At 63.4% G+C, this 20,841-nt stretch carries 16 protein-coding genes and 1 pseudogene; 7 read left to right on the forward strand and 10 right to left on the reverse strand.

The genetic code is table 11. The features are described from left to right. Positions 1-46 precede the first annotated feature (46 nt). Entirely contained in the window at positions 47-1,801 is a 1,755-nt protein-coding gene (locus tag KQH55_RS11525) for a glycoside hydrolase family 15 protein (RefSeq protein ID WP_235091116.1), read from the forward strand. A 253-nt stretch (positions 1,802-2,054) separates the two neighbouring features. On the opposite strand, the gene KQH55_RS11530 is transcribed toward KQH55_RS11525, so the two are convergent. Then, positions 2,055-2,816, reverse strand: a complete 762-nt coding sequence (locus KQH55_RS11530) for an ABC transporter permease (protein ID WP_076786171.1) — start codon at positions 2,814-2,816, stop codon at positions 2,055-2,057. Continuing rightward, on the reverse strand, positions 2,816-3,766 hold the full coding sequence (locus KQH55_RS11535; protein ID WP_076786170.1) for an ABC transporter ATP-binding protein: 951 nt from the start codon (positions 3,764-3,766) through the stop codon (positions 2,816-2,818). The genes KQH55_RS11530 and KQH55_RS11535 overlap by 1 nt, the downstream gene beginning before the upstream one ends. A 105-nt stretch (positions 3,767-3,871) precedes the next feature. Here KQH55_RS11535 and KQH55_RS11540 point away from each other — a divergent pair, with 105 nt between their 5' ends. The 4 genes and pseudogenes from KQH55_RS11540 to KQH55_RS16970 all read left to right on the forward strand — a co-directional run. Further along, positions 3,872-4,888: a metal ABC transporter solute-binding protein gene (locus KQH55_RS11540; RefSeq protein ID WP_370643008.1), complete on the forward strand. Its 1,017-nt coding sequence runs from the start codon at positions 3,872-3,874 to the stop codon at positions 4,886-4,888. Next, positions 4,885-5,802 (forward strand): metal ABC transporter ATP-binding protein, encoded by a 918-nt coding sequence (locus tag KQH55_RS11545; protein WP_235091017.1) that lies wholly within the window; start codon positions 4,885-4,887, stop codon positions 5,800-5,802. Before KQH55_RS11540 ends, KQH55_RS11545 begins: the two co-directional genes overlap by 4 nt. Then, positions 5,795-6,589 carry a metal ABC transporter permease gene (locus KQH55_RS11550; RefSeq protein WP_076796146.1) on the forward strand — a complete coding sequence of 265 codons (795 nt, stop codon included), beginning with the start codon at positions 5,795-5,797 and terminating at the stop codon, positions 6,587-6,589. The genes KQH55_RS11545 and KQH55_RS11550 overlap by 8 nt, the downstream gene beginning before the upstream one ends. A 122-nt stretch (positions 6,590-6,711) precedes the next feature. Next, positions 6,712-7,014, forward strand: a pseudogene (locus tag KQH55_RS16970) (hypothetical protein); the annotation flags it as partial. On the opposite strand, the gene KQH55_RS11555 reads toward KQH55_RS16970, so the two are convergent. From KQH55_RS11555 to KQH55_RS11570, 4 genes are all read right to left on the reverse strand, one after another. Next, positions 6,925-8,364 (reverse strand): DHA2 family efflux MFS transporter permease subunit, encoded by a 1,440-nt coding sequence (locus KQH55_RS11555; RefSeq protein WP_235091026.1) that lies wholly within the window; start codon positions 8,362-8,364, stop codon positions 6,925-6,927. The pseudogene KQH55_RS16970 and the gene KQH55_RS11555 sit on opposite strands and share 90 nt — an antisense overlap. Before the next feature lie 151 nt (positions 8,365-8,515). Further along, entirely contained in the window at positions 8,516-10,036 is a 1,521-nt protein-coding gene (locus KQH55_RS11560; RefSeq protein ID WP_373566389.1) for an efflux transporter outer membrane subunit, read from the reverse strand. Position 10,037: 1 nt separating this feature from the next. Next, positions 10,038-13,211: an efflux RND transporter permease subunit gene (locus KQH55_RS11565; protein ID WP_076796153.1), complete on the reverse strand. Its 3,174-nt coding sequence runs from the start codon at positions 13,209-13,211 to the stop codon at positions 10,038-10,040. Positions 13,212-13,229: 18 nt separating this feature from the next. Beyond that, entirely contained in the window at positions 13,230-14,513 is a 1,284-nt protein-coding gene (locus tag KQH55_RS11570; protein ID WP_235091029.1) for an efflux RND transporter periplasmic adaptor subunit, read from the reverse strand. Positions 14,514-14,920: 407 nt separating this feature from the next. Here KQH55_RS11570 and KQH55_RS11575 point away from each other — a divergent pair, with 407 nt between their 5' ends. Then, positions 14,921-15,556 carry a TetR family transcriptional regulator gene (locus KQH55_RS11575; protein ID WP_076796159.1) on the forward strand — a complete coding sequence of 212 codons (636 nt, stop codon included), beginning with the start codon at positions 14,921-14,923 and terminating at the stop codon, positions 15,554-15,556. Positions 15,557-15,583: 27 nt separating this feature from the next. On the opposite strand, the gene KQH55_RS11580 is transcribed toward KQH55_RS11575, so the two are convergent. The 4 genes from KQH55_RS11580 to KQH55_RS11595 all read right to left on the reverse strand — a co-directional run bounded on the left by KQH55_RS11580 (position 15,584) and on the right by KQH55_RS11595 (position 18,642). Next, the gene (locus KQH55_RS11580; RefSeq protein ID WP_076797263.1) at positions 15,584-15,919 is read right to left on the reverse strand and encodes a DUF427 domain-containing protein; all 336 of its coding nucleotides are present in this window, start codon (positions 15,917-15,919) and stop codon (positions 15,584-15,586) included. A gap of 108 nt (positions 15,920-16,027) precedes the next feature. Continuing rightward, positions 16,028-16,459, reverse strand: coding sequence for a carboxypeptidase-like regulatory domain-containing protein (locus KQH55_RS11585; protein ID WP_235091032.1), 432 nt, complete (start codon positions 16,457-16,459; stop codon positions 16,028-16,030). Between the two features lie 158 nt (positions 16,460-16,617). Continuing rightward, a complete protein-coding gene (locus KQH55_RS11590; RefSeq protein WP_235091034.1) occupies positions 16,618-17,973 on the reverse strand; it encodes an ATP-binding protein in 1,356 nt (451 codons plus the stop codon). A gap of 9 nt (positions 17,974-17,982) precedes the next feature. After that, positions 17,983-18,642 carry a response regulator transcription factor gene (locus tag KQH55_RS11595; RefSeq protein ID WP_076796167.1) on the reverse strand — a complete coding sequence of 220 codons (660 nt, stop codon included), beginning with the start codon at positions 18,640-18,642 and terminating at the stop codon, positions 17,983-17,985. Between the two features lie 386 nt (positions 18,643-19,028). On the opposite strand from KQH55_RS11595, the gene dacB reads away from it, so the two are divergent. Then, complete coding sequence (gene dacB / locus KQH55_RS11600; RefSeq protein WP_373566392.1) at positions 19,029-20,636, forward strand: D-alanyl-D-alanine carboxypeptidase/D-alanyl-D-alanine-endopeptidase; 1,608 nt, start codon at positions 19,029-19,031, stop codon at positions 20,634-20,636. The last annotated feature ends 205 nt before the right edge of the window (positions 20,637-20,841 follow it).

Below are 20,841 nucleotides of genomic sequence, written 5' to 3' on the forward strand. Positions count from 1 at the left end.
CTCCCCCCCCCGTGCCGCCCCCCATCGCTCGCTCGATGTCGGCGTCATCGGCAATTGTGCGTTCAGCGCGCTGATCGACAGGATGGGCTGCGTTGTCTGGAGCTGTCTGCCGCGCTTTGATGGCGATCCGGTCTTCAACGCACTGATCGACACCTCGGACCACGCCGGCCTGTGGAGCATCGAACTCGAGAACTATGCGCGTGGCGAGCAGTTCTACGAGCCGAACACCGCAGTGCTGCGCACGCGCCTGTACGACACGAACGGACAGGGTATCGAGATCACCGACTTCGCGCCGCGCTTCTACTCGCGCGGGCGTTATTTCCGCCCCACGACGATGGTGCGCCGCGTGAAGCCGCTGCAAGGCGCGGTGCGCATCACGGTACGGCTGCGCCCGCGTTTTGACTGGGGCCGGCTGCCACCGGCGATCACGCACGGCAGCCACCACATCCGCTATGTCGGCCCCGCGCAAACGCTGCGACTCACGACCGACGCGCCGTTGTCCTACATCGTCGCGGAACAGCAGTTCCTGCTCGATCGCGAGGTCAACTTCATCCTCGGACCGGACGAGACGCTTGCCACAGGCATCGAGAACACCGCGCGCGATTTCGAGCAGGACACGATCCAATACTGGCGCACGTGGACTGGCCGGCTCGCGATACCGCTGGAGTGGCAGGATGCGGTGATTCGCGCGGCGATCACGCTGAAGCTGTCGCTGTTCGAGGATACCGGTGCGATCATCGCCGCGATGACCACCAGCATCCCAGAGGCACCGAGCAGCAGCCGCAACTGGGACTACCGCTATTGCTGGCTGCGCGATGCGTTCTTCGTCGTACGTGCGCTGAACAGTCTGTCCGAGGTCGGCACGATGGAGGACTACCTGCGCTGGCTGCGCAACATCGTGCTGCGCTCCAAGGGCGGACATATCAAACCGCTGTACGGCATCGGCCTGGAAGCGTCGCTGCCGGAGTCGATCGTCGAGCATTTGGGCGGATACCGCGACCACGCGCCGGTGCGCGTGGGCAACCAGGCGCACGAGCACTTCCAGCACGATGTGTACGGCAACATCATCCTGGGTGCGACGCAGGCTTTCCATGACCGGCGCCTAATACGCCCGGCCGGCCTGTTCGAGTTCGAGCACCTGGAAGCCGTCGGCGAAAATGCCTATCGAATCTATACAAAGCCGGATGCCGGCATGTGGGAGCTGCGCTCGCGCGCGCGCATCCATACGTCGTCGGTGCTGATGAACTGGGCCGCTTGCGACCGGCTCGCAAAGATCGCGCATACGCTCAGGCTGCCCGAGCGCGAGATGCTGTGGCGCGGGCGCGCCGACGCGATCCGCGAATACTTGCTGAATAACGCGTGGAATGAGGCGCGCGGCGCGTTCGCTGAAAGTGTCGGCGGCCAGGATCTGGACGCGAGTGTGCTGCTGATGGCCGAAGTCAACATGATCGACCCGAAGGATCCACGCTTCGTATCCACTGTCGAAGCGCTCGAGCGCTCGCTGTGCGACGGGCCCTACATGCGGCGCTATGAAGCACCGGACGACTTCGGCAAGCCGGAAACCGCGTTCAACATCTGCACATTCTGGCGCATCGACGCGCTGGCTAGGATCGGCCGTCGTGAAGACGCGCGCGCGATCTTCGAAGCGATGCTGGCGGCGCGCAATCACCTCGGATTGCTATCAGAAGACACGCACCCGGTCACCGGCGAGATGTGGGGCAACTTCCCACAGACCTACTCGATGGTCGGCATCATCAACTGCGCGATGCGGCTTTCCGCACCGTGGGATTCGGTCATCTGAGCGAAGCGCTTAACGCATTGGCAGCGCCCACCGTTCAGGAAAACAAATCTTCGTAGTTTGCCGGTCAAACTGTCGATTTCCTCGGCGGTGGCACTCCCTGCCCCGTTACCGCCGCGCTACGCTACGGCGGATTTTTACGACGGGGGTTCGATGATCAAGGTTTGGTCCGGCACCAGCCGTGCGCAGGCACGCCACGCGCAGCCTCGCTACAGGATTCGGATTCGCGAAGCACGCAAAGCTGGCGCCGGCATGCTCAGCTCTTCAGGCGGTACCCGGTCTTGAAGATCCACGCGACGATCGCCATAAACAGCGCCAGGCATGAGATCGTCACGCCCAGGCAGACGCCGATGCTCACCTCGGCCTCGCCCTGAAAACTCCAGCGAAATCCGCTGACCAGATACACGACTGGGTTAAACAGTGCCACCGTGCGCCAAAACGGCGGCAGCATGTCGATCGAATAGAAGCTGCCGCCGAGAAACGTTAGCGGCGTGATGATCAGCAACGGCACGACCTGTAGCTTCTCGAAGTTGTCGGCCCACACGCCGATGATGAAGCCGAACAGCGCGAATGTGAACGCGGTCAGCAGCAGAAACAACAGCATGAAACCCGGATGGTTGACCTGGACCGGCACGAACAAGTGGGCCGTCGCGAAAATGATCAGTCCCAGCATGATCGACTTGGTCGCGGCCGCACCAACATAGCCGATCACGATCTCGACGTACGACACCGGCGCGGACAGCAGCTCGTAGATCGTCCCGGTGAAACGCGGAAAGTAGATGCCGAACGAGGCATTCGAGATGCTTTGCGTGAGCAGCGACAGCATGATCAGTCCGGGCACGATGAATGCCCCGTAGCTCACGCCGTTGACATGCTGGATACGCGAGCCGATGGCCGCACCGAACACGATGAAATACAGCGACGTTGAAATCACTGGCGACACGATGCTCTGCATCAGCGTGCGCCAGGTACGCGCCATCTCGAAGCGATAGATCGCACGGATCGCATACACGTTCATCACAGCGCCTCCTGTCGTGATGGTTCGCGGCGCTCTTGCATGAGGCTCACGAAGATGTCCTCCAGCGAGCTTTGCGTCGTCTGCAAGTCCCTGAACGCGATATTCGCGTCATCCAGCGCGCGCAGCAACTCGATGATACCCGCGTGCTCAGCACGCTCGTCATAAGTGTAGATTAGCTCGTTGCCGCCGCGCGCCAGCTCAAGCCGGTATGCAGCAAGCTGCTGCGGGACGCGCTGCAGCGGCATGTGCAGTTGCAGCGTGAGTTGCTTCTTGCCGAGCTTGCGCATCAACTCGGTCTTCTGATCGACGAGAATGATCTCGCCGTTGCGGATCACGCCGATGCGATCGGCCATCTCCTCCGCTTCATCGATATAGTGCGTGGTCAGGATAATCGTCACGCCGCTGTCGCGCAACGAGCGCACGAGTCGCCACATGTCGCGCCGCAACTCGACGTCCACGCCTGCGGTCGGCTCATCTAGAAACAATATACGCGGCTCGTGCGACAGCGCCTTGGCAATCATCACGCGCCGCTTCATACCGCCGGACAGCGTGCGGATCTTGTTGTCCTTCTTGTCCCAGAGCGACAGCGCCTTGAGCACTTTTTCGATATGCGCAGGATCGGCCGGCTTGCCGAACAGGCCGCGGCTGAACGAGACCGTGCCCCAGACCGATTCGAACGTGTCAGTGGTCAACTCTTGCGGCACCAGCCCAATGGTCGCGCGCGCGGCGCGATAATCGGTGATGATGTCATGGCCGTCGACCGTCACGCGGCCCGCGCTCGGATTGACGATACCGCAGATAATGCTGATCAGCGTCGTCTTGCCCGCGCCGTTCGGCCCGAGCAGTGCGAAGATTTCGCCACGCCGGATATCGAGGTTGATGTCGTGCAGCGCCTGGAACCCAGACGCATACGTCTTCGAAAGGTTGGATACGGAAAGAATCGTTTGCATGTTTGGGACGATAACAGAAGCCATCGTTTTGTTCAGCCTCGACGTCCCCCGAAATACGCTGGCCACGGCCCCCGATACGAGGGTGAGCGGCGGCGGTGCGCTGTTATGTTATATCATCTATTCTCGTGCGATGACGCCAGCACGCCCGCGCCCGGTCGCTGTCGGAGCGGGCCTTTCGTCGATCCCGGTCCGCCGCGTCGCGGACCTATCCGGAGCCGTTTGATGAAACGCCTTGTCGCAACCGTTGCCACATCGATCGCCCTGTGCCTGCCGCTATTGACCGCCGCACCCGCACGCGCTGCGGCCTCCCAGACGATTCAAGTCGTCGCAGCCGAAAACTTCTATGGCGAACTGGTCCAGGCGCTGGGCGGCCCGCATGTGTCGGTCACCAGCATTCTGAGCAACCCCGAGCAGGATCCGCACCTGTTCGAAGCCAGCCCCAAAACCGCGCGCGCGCTCGCCTCCGCGCAACTGGTCGTCTACAACGGCGCGAACTACGATCCATGGCTGCCCAAGTTGCTCGCCGGCGCGCGCGCAAACCGCCAGGCGCGCACCGAGATCGTCGCCGCCGAGCTGGTGGGCAAGAAGCCGGGCGACAATCCGCACCTGTGGTACCTGCCCGCGACCATGCCGGCGGTGGCGCGTGCGGTCAGTGCGTTCCTCGTACAGGCGGATCCGGCGCACAAGGCCGACTACGCCATCCGACTGACGCAATTTATCGACTCGCTCAAGCCAATCGATGAGAAAATTGCAGCATTGAAACAACGTTATCAAGGCGCGCCGGTGACCGCGACGGAACCCGTGTTCGGCTACATGGCCGAGGCCATCGGCTTGACGATGCGCAACGAACGTTTTCAGCTTGCGGCAATGAACGAGACGGAGCCCAGCGCGGCCGATGTCGCCGCCTTCGAGCGCGACTTGAGGACGCAGCAGGTGAAGGTGCTCATTTACAACAGCCAGGCCAGCGACACGTCGACCCAACGGATGCTGAAGATTGCGCAGCAGTCACATGTGCCGACGGTGCACGTTACCGAAACGGAGCCAGACGGCAAAACGTACCGGCAATGGATGCTGGAACAACTCGACGCCTTGGAAAAGGCATTGCAAGGACAGGCTCAATGACTGCCCCGGCGATCGAGCTGGATCGTGTCACGCTCGAATTGGGCCCACGCCGCCTGCTCGACGATGTCAGCTTCACGGTGGACAACGGCGAGTTCATCGGCGTACTGGGTCCCAACGGTGCCGGCAAAACCACGCTAATGCGTGCGCTGCTCGGGCTAGTGCCCCCCTCCCGCGGCACGCTACGCGTGCTCGGGCAGCCCGTCACGCGCGGCAATGCCGCGATCGGCTACATGCCGCAGGTGCGCAGCACACCGGCGGCGCGGCGCCTGTCCGGCCGGGACTTTGTAGCATGCGCGGTCAACGGGCACCGCTGGGGAATCACGCTGGCCCGCAGCCGCACCCGCCGAGCGGTGGACGACGCACTGGCGATCGTCGGCGCGTCGGCGCTGGCTGATCGGCCCCTCGCCGAACTGTCGGGCGGCGAACGCCAGCGCCTGCTGCTCGCGCAATGCCTGCTCGGCCAGCCCCGATTACTATTGCTGGATGAACCGCTGATCAGCTTGGATCCGAACCACCAAGCCGGCGTCACCGAGTTGGTGCGGCGGGTACAGCGCCAATTGGGCATCACCGTGCTGTTCAGCGCCCATGAACTCAATCCACTACTCAACGCGATCGACCGCGTGCTCTACCTGGGCAACGGCCTCGCCGCGCTCGGCACCGTCGACGAGGTCATCACGCCACCGGTACTGTCACGGTTATATGGCGCGCCGATCGACGTCATGCGACTTGCCGGACGGATCTTTGTGATGTCCGGCGGCGTGGAAATCGAGAAGCGCGATCACGCGCACGAAGATGACGGCGGCCACAGCCACAGCCATCAGCATAGCGCTGCGTCGGACCCTGGCTCTGATCACCTGTCGATGGCACGCCAGCCCGACCACCCCCTCGCGCGCCGCGGAACACACGATGTTTGAATACGAGTTCATGATCAACGCGTTCGCGGCATCCGGTATCGTCGCGATCGTCGCCGGCATCGTCGGCTTCTTTCTGGTGATGCGCCAGCAGACCTTTGCGGGACATGCGCTGTCGCATGTCGGCTTCACCGGCGCCACCGGCGCCGCGCTGCTCGGCGTCTCGCCGCTGTGGGGCATGATCGGCTTCACGGTCGCGGCCGGCATTGCGATGGGCGCGCTCGGCGAACGCCTGTCTGGACGCGACGTCGCCATCGGTATCACGCTGTCGTTGTCGCTCGGCGCCGGCTTGCTGTTCCTGCATTTCTTCACTGCCTATGCGACGCAGGTCACCACGCTGTTGTTCGGCAACGTGCTGGGCGTGAGCACCAGCGTGCTGGCATCGCTCGCCTGGCTGGCGCTGCTGGCCCTTACCGCGTTAGCGGCAATCGCACGGCCGCTGATTTTCTCGAGCCTGCAGCCCGAGTTAGCTGAGGCCAAAGGCGTGTCGCTGCGCGCCGTATCGGTGCTGTTCCTGGCGGTTGTCGCCATCGCGGTCGCGCAATGCACACAAATCGTCGGCGTGCTGCTCGTATTCACGCTAATGGTAGGGCCGGCCGCTGCCGCGCAGAATCTCACCACGCGGATCGGCGCCGGCGTCGCGTGTGCGGCCCTGCTTGCGCTCACGCAGGCATGGAGCGGCATCACGCTGGCGTTCTACACCGACTGGCCGACGAGCTTCTGGATCACCTCGCTGTCCGCCATCGCGTACGGCACCAGCCTGTTGGTACGGTGGCGGCGCCCGCTGTAACGACTTGCAATCGACATCCCGCCCTGCTAGCCATCATCGGCCCAACTCTCGGTTCGTCAGCGGCGGCTCACATTACTTGCGGCCAACCAACGATCAGCACAACATGAGCGGCCGGCGGGGGCTTCATCGCAGCCATCACTGCACGCAGCGACGTGCTGCACTACGTGCCGTTCCCACTCGCGACGCCGGTCGCGTCAATCCGATACATACCGGCGCGCTTCGGTGATGGGTACGTTCATACCGCACTTGGGCAGCATCAACGCGGGCAACCTGCTGTTCATCGTCGGCCGCTACGCATTCTGAGCGCGGCAGCATCCTGTCCGGCCGGGCTGCGATCAATCGGTCAGCGCCGACTGGACGTCGGGCGCGGGCGACTTGACGCGCAGCAGTGTGGATCCAAGCACGCCGGCCAACAACGCAAATAATGCACCGATGCCAAACGCGACGTGATACCCGGCGTTGAGCGCAGCCTGCGCCACGGTGCCGGACGCGGCCAGCGCGTCGGTACGTGCCGCCGCGACGCTGGCCAGCACAGCCAGTCCCAGCGCGCCCCCCATCATGAACGCCGTATTGACCACGCCGGACGCGAGCCCCGATTCGGATGGATCCACTTCGCCCATTGCGGCCAATAGCAACGGATTGAACGCAATGCCCGCGCCCAAGCCCAACAGCGCCATGCCGGGCAGCACGTCCAGCAGGAAGCCGCCGTCCACCGGCGCGCGTGCAAACAGCGCCAATCCAAGCGCCGCAGCCAGCAAGCCGACGCCGAGCGGACGGCGGATTCCGAAGCGCATGATCAGCCGGGCTGACAACCCCAGCGAGAAAAACGCCATGATCAGGTTCCCCGGCAGGAACGCGAGCCCCACCTCGAGGGGGTTATAGCCGAGCACGCGCTGCATATATAGCGCGGAGAGGAAGAACCAGGCGAACATGGCTGCGGCCCACAACACGGCGACCAGATTCGCGACTGCGATGTTACGCAGGCGGAACAACCCGAGCGGCATCAGCGGCGCGCGCACCCGCGCCTCGACGACAATGAAACCGATAAGTAGTGCAACGGCCAATGCGATCAACCCGAGCGTCGTGTGCGACAACCAACCGGCCTGGTTACCGTTCACGATCGCGTAGACGGCCAACATCAGCGAGGCGGTCACGGTGATGGCGCCGCCGATGTCCAAGCGTGCCGGCAGCGCGTCGGCGCGGCGCGATGGCAGCCATACCGCGCACAGCCCATAGACCGCGATGCCGATCGGTAGATTGACCAGAAAAATCCAGTGCCAGCTCAACACGCTTGTCAGCAAGCCGCCAAGCAGCACGCCAATGCTGCCACCGCCGGCGCATACAAAGCCGTACACTCCCATCGCGCGCGCTCGCTCGCCCGCTTCGGTAAACAGGTTCATGATTAGCGACAGCGACACCGCGGACACCACCGCCCCGCCCAGGCCTTGCACCGCTCGCGCGGCGACCAGCGCGTGCTGCGTCGTCGACAGCCCGCACGCAAGCGACGCGAGTGTGAAGAATGTGATGCCGGCCAGGAATACGCGGCGGTGACCGTATAGGTCGCCGAGCCGTCCGCCCAGCAGCAGGAAACCACCGAAGGTCAGCATGTAGGCGTTGACGACCCACACCAGTGTGGTTTCCGTGAAGCCGAGATCGGCACGGATCGACGGCAGGGCGACGTTGACGATTGTCGTGTCGAGCACGATCATTAGCACGCCGAGACAGAGTATCATCAACGCGAGCCAGCGTTGGTGGGAGTTCAGGCCGACGCTCATAGATGACAGTCTCCTTCGAAGCGAATGCGCGCCACCGCACGCAGCCATGACCGCGCGCACTCGCAACGCCCTCCCGCCGTGTCCTGCGAAAGCCGGTCCAGGACGATTGGGGGCGACTGCGGGACGCCAACGAACGTCACGCGCATCGCGCTTAACCGTCGCTCGCTGACACCGTCACTGGCGTGCTCGCCGCACCCAACGCCGCCGCCGCGTCAGCCGGCCGCGGGGTATCGCCGGTGTGCTGCAGCCAACCACCGCCGAGGCATTGATATAGGTCGACGAGATTCGTCAGCCGGTTCAACCGCGCCGAAATTAGCGACTGCTGAGCGCCATAGAGGTCGGTTTGTGCAGTCAGCACATTCAGATAGCTGTCAACGCCATTGCGATAACGCAACTCGGACAGCTCAAGCCGCCGTTGCTGCGAGGCCACATAGCGGTCCAGCGACTGGATTTGCTGATCATACGTGCCGCGCGCGGCCAGGCCATCGGCCACTTCGCGAAATGCAGTTTGGATCGCCTTCTCGTACTGCGCGATCGCAATTTTTTTGCCGACGTCGGCCAATTGCAGATTCGCGACGTTCAACCCACCCTCGAAAATCGGCAAATCGATCTTCGGCGTAAATCCCCAGGCAGCCGATCCCGGCTTGAACAGCCCACCCAGTGTCGGCGACAGCGTACCGAAGTTGCCGGTCAACGAGATATTCGGGAAGAACGCGGCACGCGCGGCGCCGATATTTGCATTGGCCGCCAGCAATCTCTGTTCGGCCTCCATCACGTCCGGACGGCGCGTGAGCAGATCTGACGGCAGCCCGGCCGGGATGTCCGCGAGCAGACTCTGTGCGTTCAGCGGCAGGCCGGCCGGCAGGTCTTCCGGCAGCGGCTGGCCGACCAGCAGCACGAGGGCATTTTCGGCCTGCGCGCGCACGCGCTGCTGCGCCTGCAGGTTGGCACGCGCCTGCTCGACGATCCCCTGCGACTGACGCAGATCGAGTTCGGAGCCGATACCGGTGTCGAACTGCAGTTTCGCCAGGTTATACGATGCGTTCGCGGTATCAAGCGTGCGCTGCGTGAGCGCGAGTTGCTCGTCCGCGGCCAATACCGTCAGGTATCGGTCAGCAACCTGCGACACCAGCAGGATCTCAGCAGCTTTACGCGCCTGGGCGGTCGCCAGGTACTGTGCGAGCGCCTGATCCTTTAGGCTACGCAAGCGGCCCCAGAAGTCGATCTCCCATGACGCCGACAAACCAACCGAATACTGGTTGCTGATCGTGCGATCAAAGGACGACAAATTCCTCGGCGTACGCGTCTTGGTCTCGCTGCCTACCGCGTCCAGTGTTGGAAGCAGGTCCGCGCGGGTCACGCGATACTGCGCGGCGGCCTGCTGCACCTTCAAGACCGCGACCGCGAGATCCCGGTTGTTGTGCAGCGACAACTCAATCAGTCGCTGCAAGCGCGGATCGTTGAACAATTCGCGCCAGCCGATATCAGCAGCGGCCACACCGTTGGCGCCCTGCTGGCCAGGCGCTACACGCGGCTGCGTCGCATAGACACCGCTCTGCGGAAACGTCGACGCAACGGGCGGCGCTGGACGCTCGTACTTCGGCTGGAATGTGCACGCCGATACCAGCGCGGCAACGGCCACGGCGATGGGAAGCTTGCTCATCGGTTTCATATCAATGCCCTTGCTGGTTCGAGCCGTTACCTTCGATGCGTGACGGCGTCGGCTCACCCGCCGGCTTGTTGTCCGAGCCAAAACGATCGCGGATCACAACATAGAACATGGGGATCATGAAAATCGCCAGGAACGTTGCGGTCAGCATCCCGCCGATCACGCCCGTGCCAATCGCGTGCTGGCTGCCCGAACCCGCACCGTTGCTCACTGCGAGTGGGAACACGCCGAGGATGAACGCTAGCGAGGTCATCAGGATCGGACGCAACCGCAGGCGCGCCGCTTTCATCGCCGCGGCCATCGCGCTCATGCCTTCCTTCTGCTGCAGCTCGCGGGCAAATTCGACAATTAAGATCGCATTCTTCGCGGACAAGCCCACCGTGGTCAACAGGCCCACCTGGAAGAACACGTCGTTTTCCAGCCCGCGCAACGTCACCGCCAACAGGGCGCCGATCACCCCAAGTGGCACAACCAGGATCACGGCGAACGGGATCGACCAGCTTTCGTACAGCGCCGCCAGGCACAGGAACACGACAAGGATCGAGATCCCGTACAGGATCGGCGCCTGCGACCCCGACTGGCGCTCTTGGAACGACAAACCGGTCCATTCGAAGCCGATGCCGGCGGGCAGCTTCGCGGCAATCGCCTCCATCGCCGCCATCGCCTGGCCGGTGGATTTGCCCGGTGCAGCCTGGCCCTGGATCTCGACTGCCGAGATGCCGTTGTAGCGCTCCAGCTTTGGCGAGCCGAAGGTCCAGTTACCGGTGGCGATTGACGTGAACGGCACCATCGTGCCCGACGCGCTGCGCACGTACCAGTTCGCCAAGTCCTCCGGATTCATCCGGAACGGCGCATCCGACTGCAAATACACTTTCTTGATCCGGCCATCGGTGTCGAGGAAGTTGTTGACGTACTGCGATGCCCACGCGATCGAGAACGTCTGGTCGATCGAAGATGCAGACACGCCCAGCGCCTGCGCCTTTTCACGATCAATGTTGATCTTGAACTGCGGCATGTCGTTCAGCCCGTTCGGACGCACCAGCGCGAGCGTTGGATCCTTCGCGGCCATGCCAAGCAACTGGTTGCGCGCCTCCATCAGTTTCTCGTGGCCAAGCCCGCCCCGATCCTGCAGCTCAAAATCAAAGCCCGATGCGGTGCCAAGCTCCGGAATCGACGGCGGATTGACCGGAATCACCATCGCATCCTTATACGACGCGAAGTGAGCGGACGTGCGCTGCACCAGCGCCTGTACCTTCTGATTCGACGCAAGGCGCTGCGAGTAGTCCTTCATGCGGACGAAGACCAGCCCGGAGTTTTGCCCGCGGCCCGCGAAGCTGAAGCCGTTAACAGTGAACACCGACTCGACGATATCCTTTTCGTCCTGCAGCAGGTAGTGCTGCACGTCTTGCAGCACCTTGGCGGTACGCTCCTGCGTGGAGCCGGACGGCGCCTGCACCAGCACGAACATCGTGCCTTGGTCCTCATCGGGCAGGAACGAAGTCGGCAGCCGCATAAACAGCAGCCCCACTGCAACGATCACGGCCAAGTAGATCATGAGCCAGCGGCCGGAGCGTCGGATAACATGCTGCACGCCGTCGTGGTACTTGTCGCGGCTGCGGTCGAACGTGCGGTTGAACCAGCCGAAAAAGCCGGTCTTCGCCTCGTGATGGCCGGCCGGAATCGGCTTGAGGATCGTCGCGCACAGCGCCGGCGTCAGGATCAACGCGACCAGCACCGACAGCACCATCGCGGAGACGATGGTCAGCGAGAACTGCCGGTAAATCGCGCCCACTGAGCCACTGGACAGCGCCACCGGCACGAACACGGCCGACAACACGAGCGCCACGCCAATCAGCGCGCCGGTGATCTGCCCCATTGCCTTGCGCGTCGCCTCGCGTGGCGACAGGCCCTCCTCGGCCATCACCCGCTCGACGTTTTCCACCACCACGATCGCATCGTCCACCAGCAATCCGATCGCCAACACCAGGCCGAACATCGATAGCACGTTGATCGAGAAGCCCGCTGCGTTCATGATCGCGAACGTGCCGAGCAGCACCACCGGCACCGCGATCGTCGGGATTACAGTCGCGCGTAGATTCTGTAGGAACAGGTACATGACCAAGAACACCAGCACGATGCCCTCGAGCAGCGTCTTGACCACTTCCTCGATCGACAGCTTCACGAACGGCGTCGTGTCATACGGGTATTCGACGACCAGCCCCTGCGGGAAGTACTTCGACAACTCGTCGATCTTCTGGCGCACCGCCTTGGCCGTGGCCAGCGCGTTCGCGCCAGTGGCCAGCTGAATGCCGAAGCCCGCCGTCGGCTGACCGTTGTACTTGGTATCGAAATTGTAGTTCTCACCGCCAAGCTCCACGCGTGCGACGTCCTTCAACCGCACGCGTGAACCGTCTGGGTTCACTTTTAATAAAATGTTGCCAAATTGCTCCGGCGTATTAAGCAGCGTGGCCTCCGTGATGGTTGCCTGCAACATCTGCCCGGGCTTCGCAGGCGTGCCGCCAAGCTGGCCGCCAGCGACCTGTACGTTTTGCGTCAGCAACGCCTGCTGTACGTCGATCGGCGTCAGGCTGTAGTTCGTCAACTTAGTCGGATCGAGCCAGATGCGCATCGCATACTGTGAACCGAACAGCGTAACCGTGCCAACGCCATCGATCCGGCTGATCGGATCCTGCACTTTCGAGGCAACATAGTTTGCGAGGTCGTACTTCGACATGCCGCCGTCTTTCGACACGAACGCCATGACCAGCAGGAAACTGCTGCTCGATTTCGTCACCTTTGTGCCGAGCTGCTGCACCACTTGTGGCAGCAGTGGCGTAGCCAGCTGCAGCTTGTTTTGCACCTGGACCTGTGCAATGTCCGGATCCGTGCCTGGTGCAAACGTGAGCGTGATCGTCGCGCTACCGGAGTCGTCGCTGGTGGATGACAGATACAGCAAGTGGTCCAGCCCACTCATTTGCTGCTCGATGACCTGCGTGACGGTATTCTCAACCGTTTTCGCGGATGCGCCCGGATAGTTCGCGCTGACCTGAATCGCCGGCGGCGCAATCGTTGGATACTGCGCGACTGGCAACTGGAAGATCGACACGACCCCTGCCAGCATCAAAATAATCGCGATCACCCAAGCAAAGATCGGGCGATCAATAAAGAATTTGGCCATGAAGCGATGCTCCTCGGATTATTGCGCAGCGCTTGCATCGGCCGGCGCGCTCGCACTCGCGGCGGCCTGGCTGGCCTTGCGGGGCGCGGCGGGCTGCACGCCGGATGCGGCCGACGCCCCGCCGGGCGACGGGCTCGCTGTCATTTCGGGCGGCAGTTGCGCGGGCACCGGCTTGACGGTTGCACCCGGGCGCACCTTTTCGGTGCCCTGCACGATGACGCGCTCGCCCGGGTTCAGGCCGCTCTCGACAATCCAGTTCGCGCCATGAGTTCGGCTAGTAACCAGCTGGCGCAGTGTGACCTTGTTGTCCAGGCCGACCACCAACGCGGTCGGCATGCCTTTCTGGTCGCGCGTGATACCGACCTGCGGCACAACAATTGCCCGCTCGTTCACCCCTTCGACGATGCGCGCGCGCACAAACATACCGGGCAGCAGCACGCGATCCGGGTTTGGAAATAATGCCCGCAGGATGACTGAGCCGGTGGACTGGTCAACCGTCACGTCAGCAAACTGCAGCTTGCCTTCGATTGGATAAAACGTGCCGTCCTCGAGCATCAGCTGAACTTTCGCGCTGTTCGAGCCCTGAGTGCGCAAGCGCCCCTCCTGGATCTCGCGCCGCAACCGCAAACCATCAGCGCTCGATTGGGTCAGATCGACATACATCGGATCGAGTTGCTGCACAGTGGCCATCAGCGTGGCCTGGTTCGCCTGCACGTATGCGCCCGGCGTGACGACGGACAAACCGATGCGGCCGTTAATCGGTGATACCACGTCGGTATAGCCCAGATTAATGGCAGCTGTCTGCACCGACGCCTTGCCGGCCGCGACATCCGCCTCGGCCTGCCGCTCGGCGGCCACCGCATTGTCGTAGTCCTGCTTGCTGATCGCGTTTGAGGCAACCAGCACCTTGAAGCGCTCCGCCTGAGCACGGGTCGATGCGAGATTGGCTTGCGCTTTGGCGAGCGACGCCTTCGCGCTGGCGAGCGCGGCCTCGTACGGCGCCGAGTCGATTTTGTACAGCCGCTGGCCGGCCTTGACCTCGCTACCCTCGGTGAATTCGCGGCGCTGCACAATGCCGTCCACGCGCGCGCGCACCTGTGCGACGAGGTACGCACTGGTGCGCCCGGGCAAATCGGTGATCACCGGCACCGGTTTGGGCTCCACCGTCACCACGCCGACTTCGGGTACTTGCGCTGGTGGAGCGACCGGCTTCTTGCCGCATCCGGCAAGCATCAAAGCTGTGGCTACCGCGGTCGCCGCGGTAACGGGGAAAAAACGTACTCGAACCCAATCGACGCGCATGGAACGCACCTCTGTATCTGACTGTGGCTAAGAATTGGAAGGACCCCGCGCCTAGAACTGCCGGGTCGCGTCTGCCGACGCCTGATCACAGGCCGTGCGCAAATACTGCGGCGCCCGGAACCGAAAATGCACCGTCTAAGTTGCATACGGCGGGAGCACGCGGTGAGCTTCACTTTATCCGCGCGCGCCGATCAGCAACCGTACCCGGCGTGTCGTGCAATCCGGAGGAAAACGCCGGTTGGCCTGACGATCAACGAGTGCTATTGTATATACATTCATTGCTGAATGTATATTACCGTAACATTCTAAAGTCATTCATTGCACACCGGCCCACATTGTGTGCAATTCACCCGGGCCGCTCGTGCCGGCCCTGCAATTTGCGCAACAGCGCTTGCAGCAACGAGACCATGAGAAGGACCAAGGAAGCAGCGCTCGAGACGCGCAACCACATTCTCGACGCGGCCGAAATAGTATTTTTTGAACGGGGTGTGGCGCGCACGTCACTCGCGCATGTCGCCGTGGCAGCCGGATTGACGCGCGGCGCGATCTACTGGCACTTCAAAAACAAGGCCGACTTATTCACCGCGATGGTCGATCGGGTCACGCTACCCATGGAAACGTTGGTCGAAGCCACCGTCGACTCGCGCGAACAGGATCCGCTTGGCAAACTCCGCGACGTATTCGTGTTCTGCCTGCGCGATGCCGCACAAAATCCCCGCAGCCGGCGGGTTTTCGAAATCCTGTTCACGAAATGCGAATACACGGAGGATATGGGCCCCGTGTTGGAGCGTCACCGCAACGCGACCCGCGATGGCCGTGCGCGGCTGGAGATCGGGCTGCGCAATGCAATGGCCAAGGGCCAATTGTCCGCCGAGTTCGATCCGCGGCGCGGCGCACAGTTGCTGCACGCGTTCTTCGGCGGCATCCTGCGCGATTGGCTGCTTGACCATACGTCAATCGCGCTGGAGCAGGAAGCGGAGCGCATCGCGGACAGTGGTTTCGCGATGCTGCGCAGCCCGGCAGCGCTCACCACGCCCCGCTGACGCGCTTACCGGCTCCGGTACAGCGTCTTACGTGTCCGGTTCGGCCCATCGCCGCGTTGCGCGCAGCGGCGCATCGAACGGTTCTTCGTAGCTCCACGCCGCGTTCTCGACAACGCCATCCTCGGTTCTCCGATGAAAATAACTTGCGTCGCCCTTGTACGGGCAAGGGGTACGATGCTCCGATCGCATCAGCCGCGCCATGTTCACGTCCGCGCGCGGCGAGTATTGGACCGGTGCCAGGCCGGTCTCCTGAAGCGTAAGCGCGTGCAGCGTGTCCGCGTAAGTGACACCTTGTTGGATAATGCGAACGCGGTGCGGATTACTGACGATAGTGATCGGATGTTCGTCTGACGATACACCCATCTGAACCTCCGTCAAGGCGCCACAGCCACACAGTTGCAACCGTGGCACCTATTATCGGCAAAATTGCGCTGCCGCATATCGTGCGGCACGCCGCCGACCGCGCCGCGCTTACGGCTGCGACCAGCGGAACGCGAGCGTCGCATGGCGCTGCAGCTTGATCAACTTCGTTTGCGCCGTGCCCTCATACTGCGCGCGTACCGTGTAGCGTCCGGGCGCGAGCTTGACCAGCATGTACGGACCCTGCGAAATCGTATCGAGCACGGCCTGGCCGCCCGCCCGCGTGATGGTCACCTGTACGTCGGCCAGGTATTCGCCGCGCGAGCCAGTGAACCGCAACGTGAGCGGCCAATGCGGCGCCTCGCGGCGCAACGCCTGCGACTCGTCCAATCCGACACCGCCCGACGTATAGCTGACCTCGCCCTGCGTGCTGACCGGCGGCAAGCCGTTGTTGTCCTGCGCCGCGACCCGCGTGGCAAAGCCGGTGACCCCGAGTAAGCCGGTCGCCAGCATGGCAAGCCCCATTCGATGGCAGTTTTTCATCGTGTCACTCCTTTCCTAGGCTGGTTCAAGGACGGCGGATCCGCGGCGCGCCGCGCACACGGCTCCCCTATTTTACCGACCCGATCAACGGCAGACGGTTCCGGCAAAACACAAAGCAGCCGGTAAACGTTGGTTACATCAACGCTTTTTATGTCTCGTCACATCGGAGCCGAGGTAGCTTCGCGCGCGCCGCCCGAGTGCCGCGCAAAGGTGACGCTAACGCGCAATCCGCGTCCGCCCGGACCGTCGTCCAACTGCAATAACGCACCGTGCTGCTGCGCGACACCACGCACGATGGCCAGGCCCAACCCGCTGCCGCAGATCTGTGCAAGCGACTCATCACGTGCCGGCATCCGATAGAATCGATCGAACACGCGCGCACGCTCCGATGCCGGAATGCCGGGCCCGGTATCGACGATCTGCACGCGCGGCCGGCCAGCGCCGTCGACATCGATCGACACGTCGACGCGCCCGCCCCGCGGCGTGTACTTGACCGCGTTGTCAACTAGGTTGCTGATCATCATGCGCAACGCATCGGCGTCGCCGGATACGGTCGCGTCCGCGGCGGCGTCCATGCCCAGATCCACGCCGCGTTGCGCGGCGAGCGTCGTGTACGCGCGCACGCTGTCCTCGACCACCGCACGCAACGACACGGGTGCCCCTGCGCTGGCGCAGTCCGCGGCGGGCTCGGCACGCGCGAGCGCCAGTAATTGCTCGACCAGCCGCGTCGCGCGCTCGACCCCATGCCTCAGGTCCGCTGTCGCCTCCCGCCGCGCCGCGTCGTCCCGCGCGCGCTCCAGCAGCTGCACCTGGATCTGCAACGCGGCCAGCGGCGTGCGCAACTCGTGTGCGGCATCGGCGACAAACGCGCGCTGCGTATCCAGCGCATGCGCCAGCCGCTCGAGCAATCCGTTGAGCGCGCGCACCAGCGGCTGCACCTCGTTGGGCAGCCGCTGGTCCGGCAGCGGGTCGAGCGCGTCCGGCTGCCGCGTGTCCAACGCAAGCGCCACGCGGCGCAATGGCTTCAGCCCGCGGCCGATGACCAGCCAGACGGCCACGCCCAGCAGCGGCAACAGCATCAGCGAAGGCCACAGCGTGCGCAGCGCCACTTCCGCCGCCAGCCGGCTGCGCACGCTCATCGGTTGAGCGAGTTGCACGACATTGTCGCCCACCACCGCGCTGTAGACCCGCCAGTCGCCACCCGACGTGTGTTCGGTCGAAAAGCCCAGCCTGGCATGCGGCGCGAGGGGCGCGCGCGGGTGCGAGTAGTACAGCTGCACGCCCTCGCGGCTCCAGATCTGGATCACGACACCGCCGCTTTCCGGATCGCCCGCACCGAACGCGGAGCTGAACGGCTCCGATGGCAACGCCGCGGCAGTTTGCTGCAATTGGAAGTCAAACAATTCATTGGCTTCGGCCCGGGCCTGCCGAAAGGTGAGCCAGCCTGCCAGGCCAAAGCCCGCCAGCAGCACCGTAATTAGCGAGAACAGCAGTTGTCGGCGAATCGAATTCATCAGCCCGCGTCACGCCTTCGGCATCATGTAGCCCAGCCCGCGCACGGTGCGGATCAGTTCCGCGCCAAGCTTCTTGCGCAGCGAATGGATATAGACTTCGACCGTATTGCTGCCAATCTCCTCGCCCCAGCCATAGATTTTTTCCTCAAGCTGGCTCTTGGAGAGCACCGCGCCAGGCCGCGCCAGCAGCGCCTCGAGCAACCCGTACTCGCGCGCGGACAACGCAACAGGCACGCCATCGAGTGTGACCTCGCGCGCGGCCGGATCCAACGTCAAGCCGCGGTGCCGGATCACTGTCTCGGTCCGACCGGCCTGGCGGCGCACCAGGGCCCGCATGCGGGCGCCAAGCTCGTCCAGATCGAACGGCTTGACCAGATAGTCGTCCGCGCCCGCGTCGAGCCCCTTGACGCGATCGGCTACCGCGTCACGGGCGGTCACGATCAGCACTGGCAGCGCATGTTTTTTAGCGCGAACCGTCTTGAGCACATCCAGTCCATCGCGCTGAGGTAATCCGAGGTCGAGCAGCATCAGGTCGTACGGCTCGCCGTCAGCGGCCAGGATCGCCACTGCGCCGTCCTGGACCCAATCCACTGCCCAGCCGTCCGCACGCAGCGCCTTGCGCACACCTTCAGCGATCATCGGGTCATCTTCGACGAGTAAAACACGCATGGTGCCGACCGTTCGTCCATCCACAATTGAGTCATACGCACATTCTATCCTTGTCGCCACACCGGTCCGGCGCATTGCTGTCCCGTGTCGAATTTTGATCGTAGCGCCGTCGACCTGTCCCATTGTCACTACAATGAGCGCTTCGCGCGCAACCGGCCGCCATGTCGGCGTCAGCGCGTTTCTATCGCTCGCGCTTCTCTATGCTTCCGTATCCGTTCGCTTTCTTTGGCCGCTTCACCCGCCCGGGCTTCGCCCGCTCTATCCTGTCCGTTGTCCGATTGCGCAGCCGTAACGGCGATGTCCGCCAGGGCGCTGCGCGCGTCACGACCCTCCCGCGACAAATGGGTGATGCGACGCAGCGATCACGCCGCCAGTGGCTGGCTGCGATGCTCGCGTGTGCAGCATGGATTGCACTGCCAAGCGTGCCCACGCCGGCCTTCGCCGACGCGAAGCCCCAAACCAAGGGATGGCGGGCTAAGAGCAAGGTAACTCGCAAGGCAAGTCGCAATGCGGCGGCCAACGCATCGTGCGCCAAGGCCCGCACGAAGCGCAGCAAAAGCAAGACCGCTGGCCGCACAGCCAACGTACCGTCCGGCCCGCTGCCCGCGCCGGTGATGGCCGGGCTCGCGCGTGCGCGGGTGCCGCTATCGTCGGTCAGCGTCGTCGTGCAGCGCGTGAACGACAGGCAGCCTTTACTCGCGTGGAATGCGAGCAAGCGTATGCTGCCCGCATCGACGATGAAACTGGTGACCACCTACGCCGGCCTGTCGATCCTCGGCCCGAATTACCGGTGGCGCACGAGCGCATACCGAGACGGCAGCATCGACGCCTCCGGCATACTGCACGGCAACCTGTACATTCAAGGCACTGGCGATCCAAAGCTCGTGCCGGAGGAGTTGATCGACCTGGTGGACAAGATCCACAAACAAGGCATCACCACGCTGGACGGCGATCTGGTCTTGGACAAGCGATGGTTTGACGCATCCACACATAACCTGCCCGCGTTCGACAACAACACCGACTCGCCGTACAACGTCGGCCCGGATCCACTGCTGTATGCATTCAAGTCGCTGTCGTTTAAGCTGAACCCGTCGCCGAACGGTGACGTGGCCATCGACGTGACGCCTGCGCTCGCGCAACTGAAAATCGTCAACCAGTTGCGCAAGACGCGCGGCGCGTGCACTGGCGTGCTGCAAAGTGTGACCCCGGCTATCACGCCGACGCCGCAAGGCATCGTGCAAGCGGTGTTCAGCGGCGACTATCCGACGCGCTGCGGCGCACGTACCGTCAACATGGCCGCACTGGATCACTCGAGCTTTTTTGCCGGTGGTTTCCTAGCGCTGTGGAAGCAAACCGGAGGCACCTTCACCGGCAAAGTGCGTGACGGTGCAACGCCGTCCAACGCGCAGCTAGTGGCGACCCATCGCGGGGTTGAACTATCGACGATCGTGAACGACATCAATAAGTTGTCGAACAACACGATGACGCGCAACCTATTCCTGTCGATCGGCGCAGTCGGCGCGCGCCCGATTGCATCGCACATCCCCGTCACGCTCGCCCCGCCGGTGCCGTCCACGCCCGCGCGCAGCGCACAAGTCATCCGCGATTTTCTGGCCAAGAGTGGGCTGGCGATGCCCGAGTTGCAACTGGACAATGGCTCCGGCTTGTCGCGCAACGAGTACGTCAGCGCAGCCTCGATGGCTAAGCTGCTGGTGGCGGCCAACGCCAGCCCTGTCGCGCAGGCCTTTGTCGCGTCGCTGCCCATTGCCGGCGTCGACGGCACGATGCGTCACCGGCTCACCGGAGCGCCGGTGGGCGGCAATGCACGGATCAAGACTGGCACATTGCGCGACGTGCGCGCGATTGCCGGCTATGTCGCCGCCGCGAACGGCAAAAGCTACGTGGTGGTGAGCTTTATCAACGATCCACGCGCCGCCGCCGCGCGGCAGGCACATGATGCCCTGCTCGAATGGGTATACCAACACGCCCGGTAACGCCCGCCGGCCGATGCCGTGTTTCAAACATCCAGAAAAACCCTAACGGCATGACGGCATGCGAGGTTGGACGTGTCGCATTGAATAAAGCCTCTAGCCGACAGACGTAAGCGGCGATTAGAGTCGGTGTACTCTTGATCCGTTCTCACTGTGACCGCTCAGACGGCTCCAGCGGGACGTAGCGCCGGTGCGCCCACGCCCGGCA

The sequence above is a fragment of the Mycetohabitans sp. B3 genome (assembly GCF_021498065.1).
Lineage (GTDB): Bacteria > Pseudomonadota > Gammaproteobacteria > Burkholderiales > Burkholderiaceae > Mycetohabitans.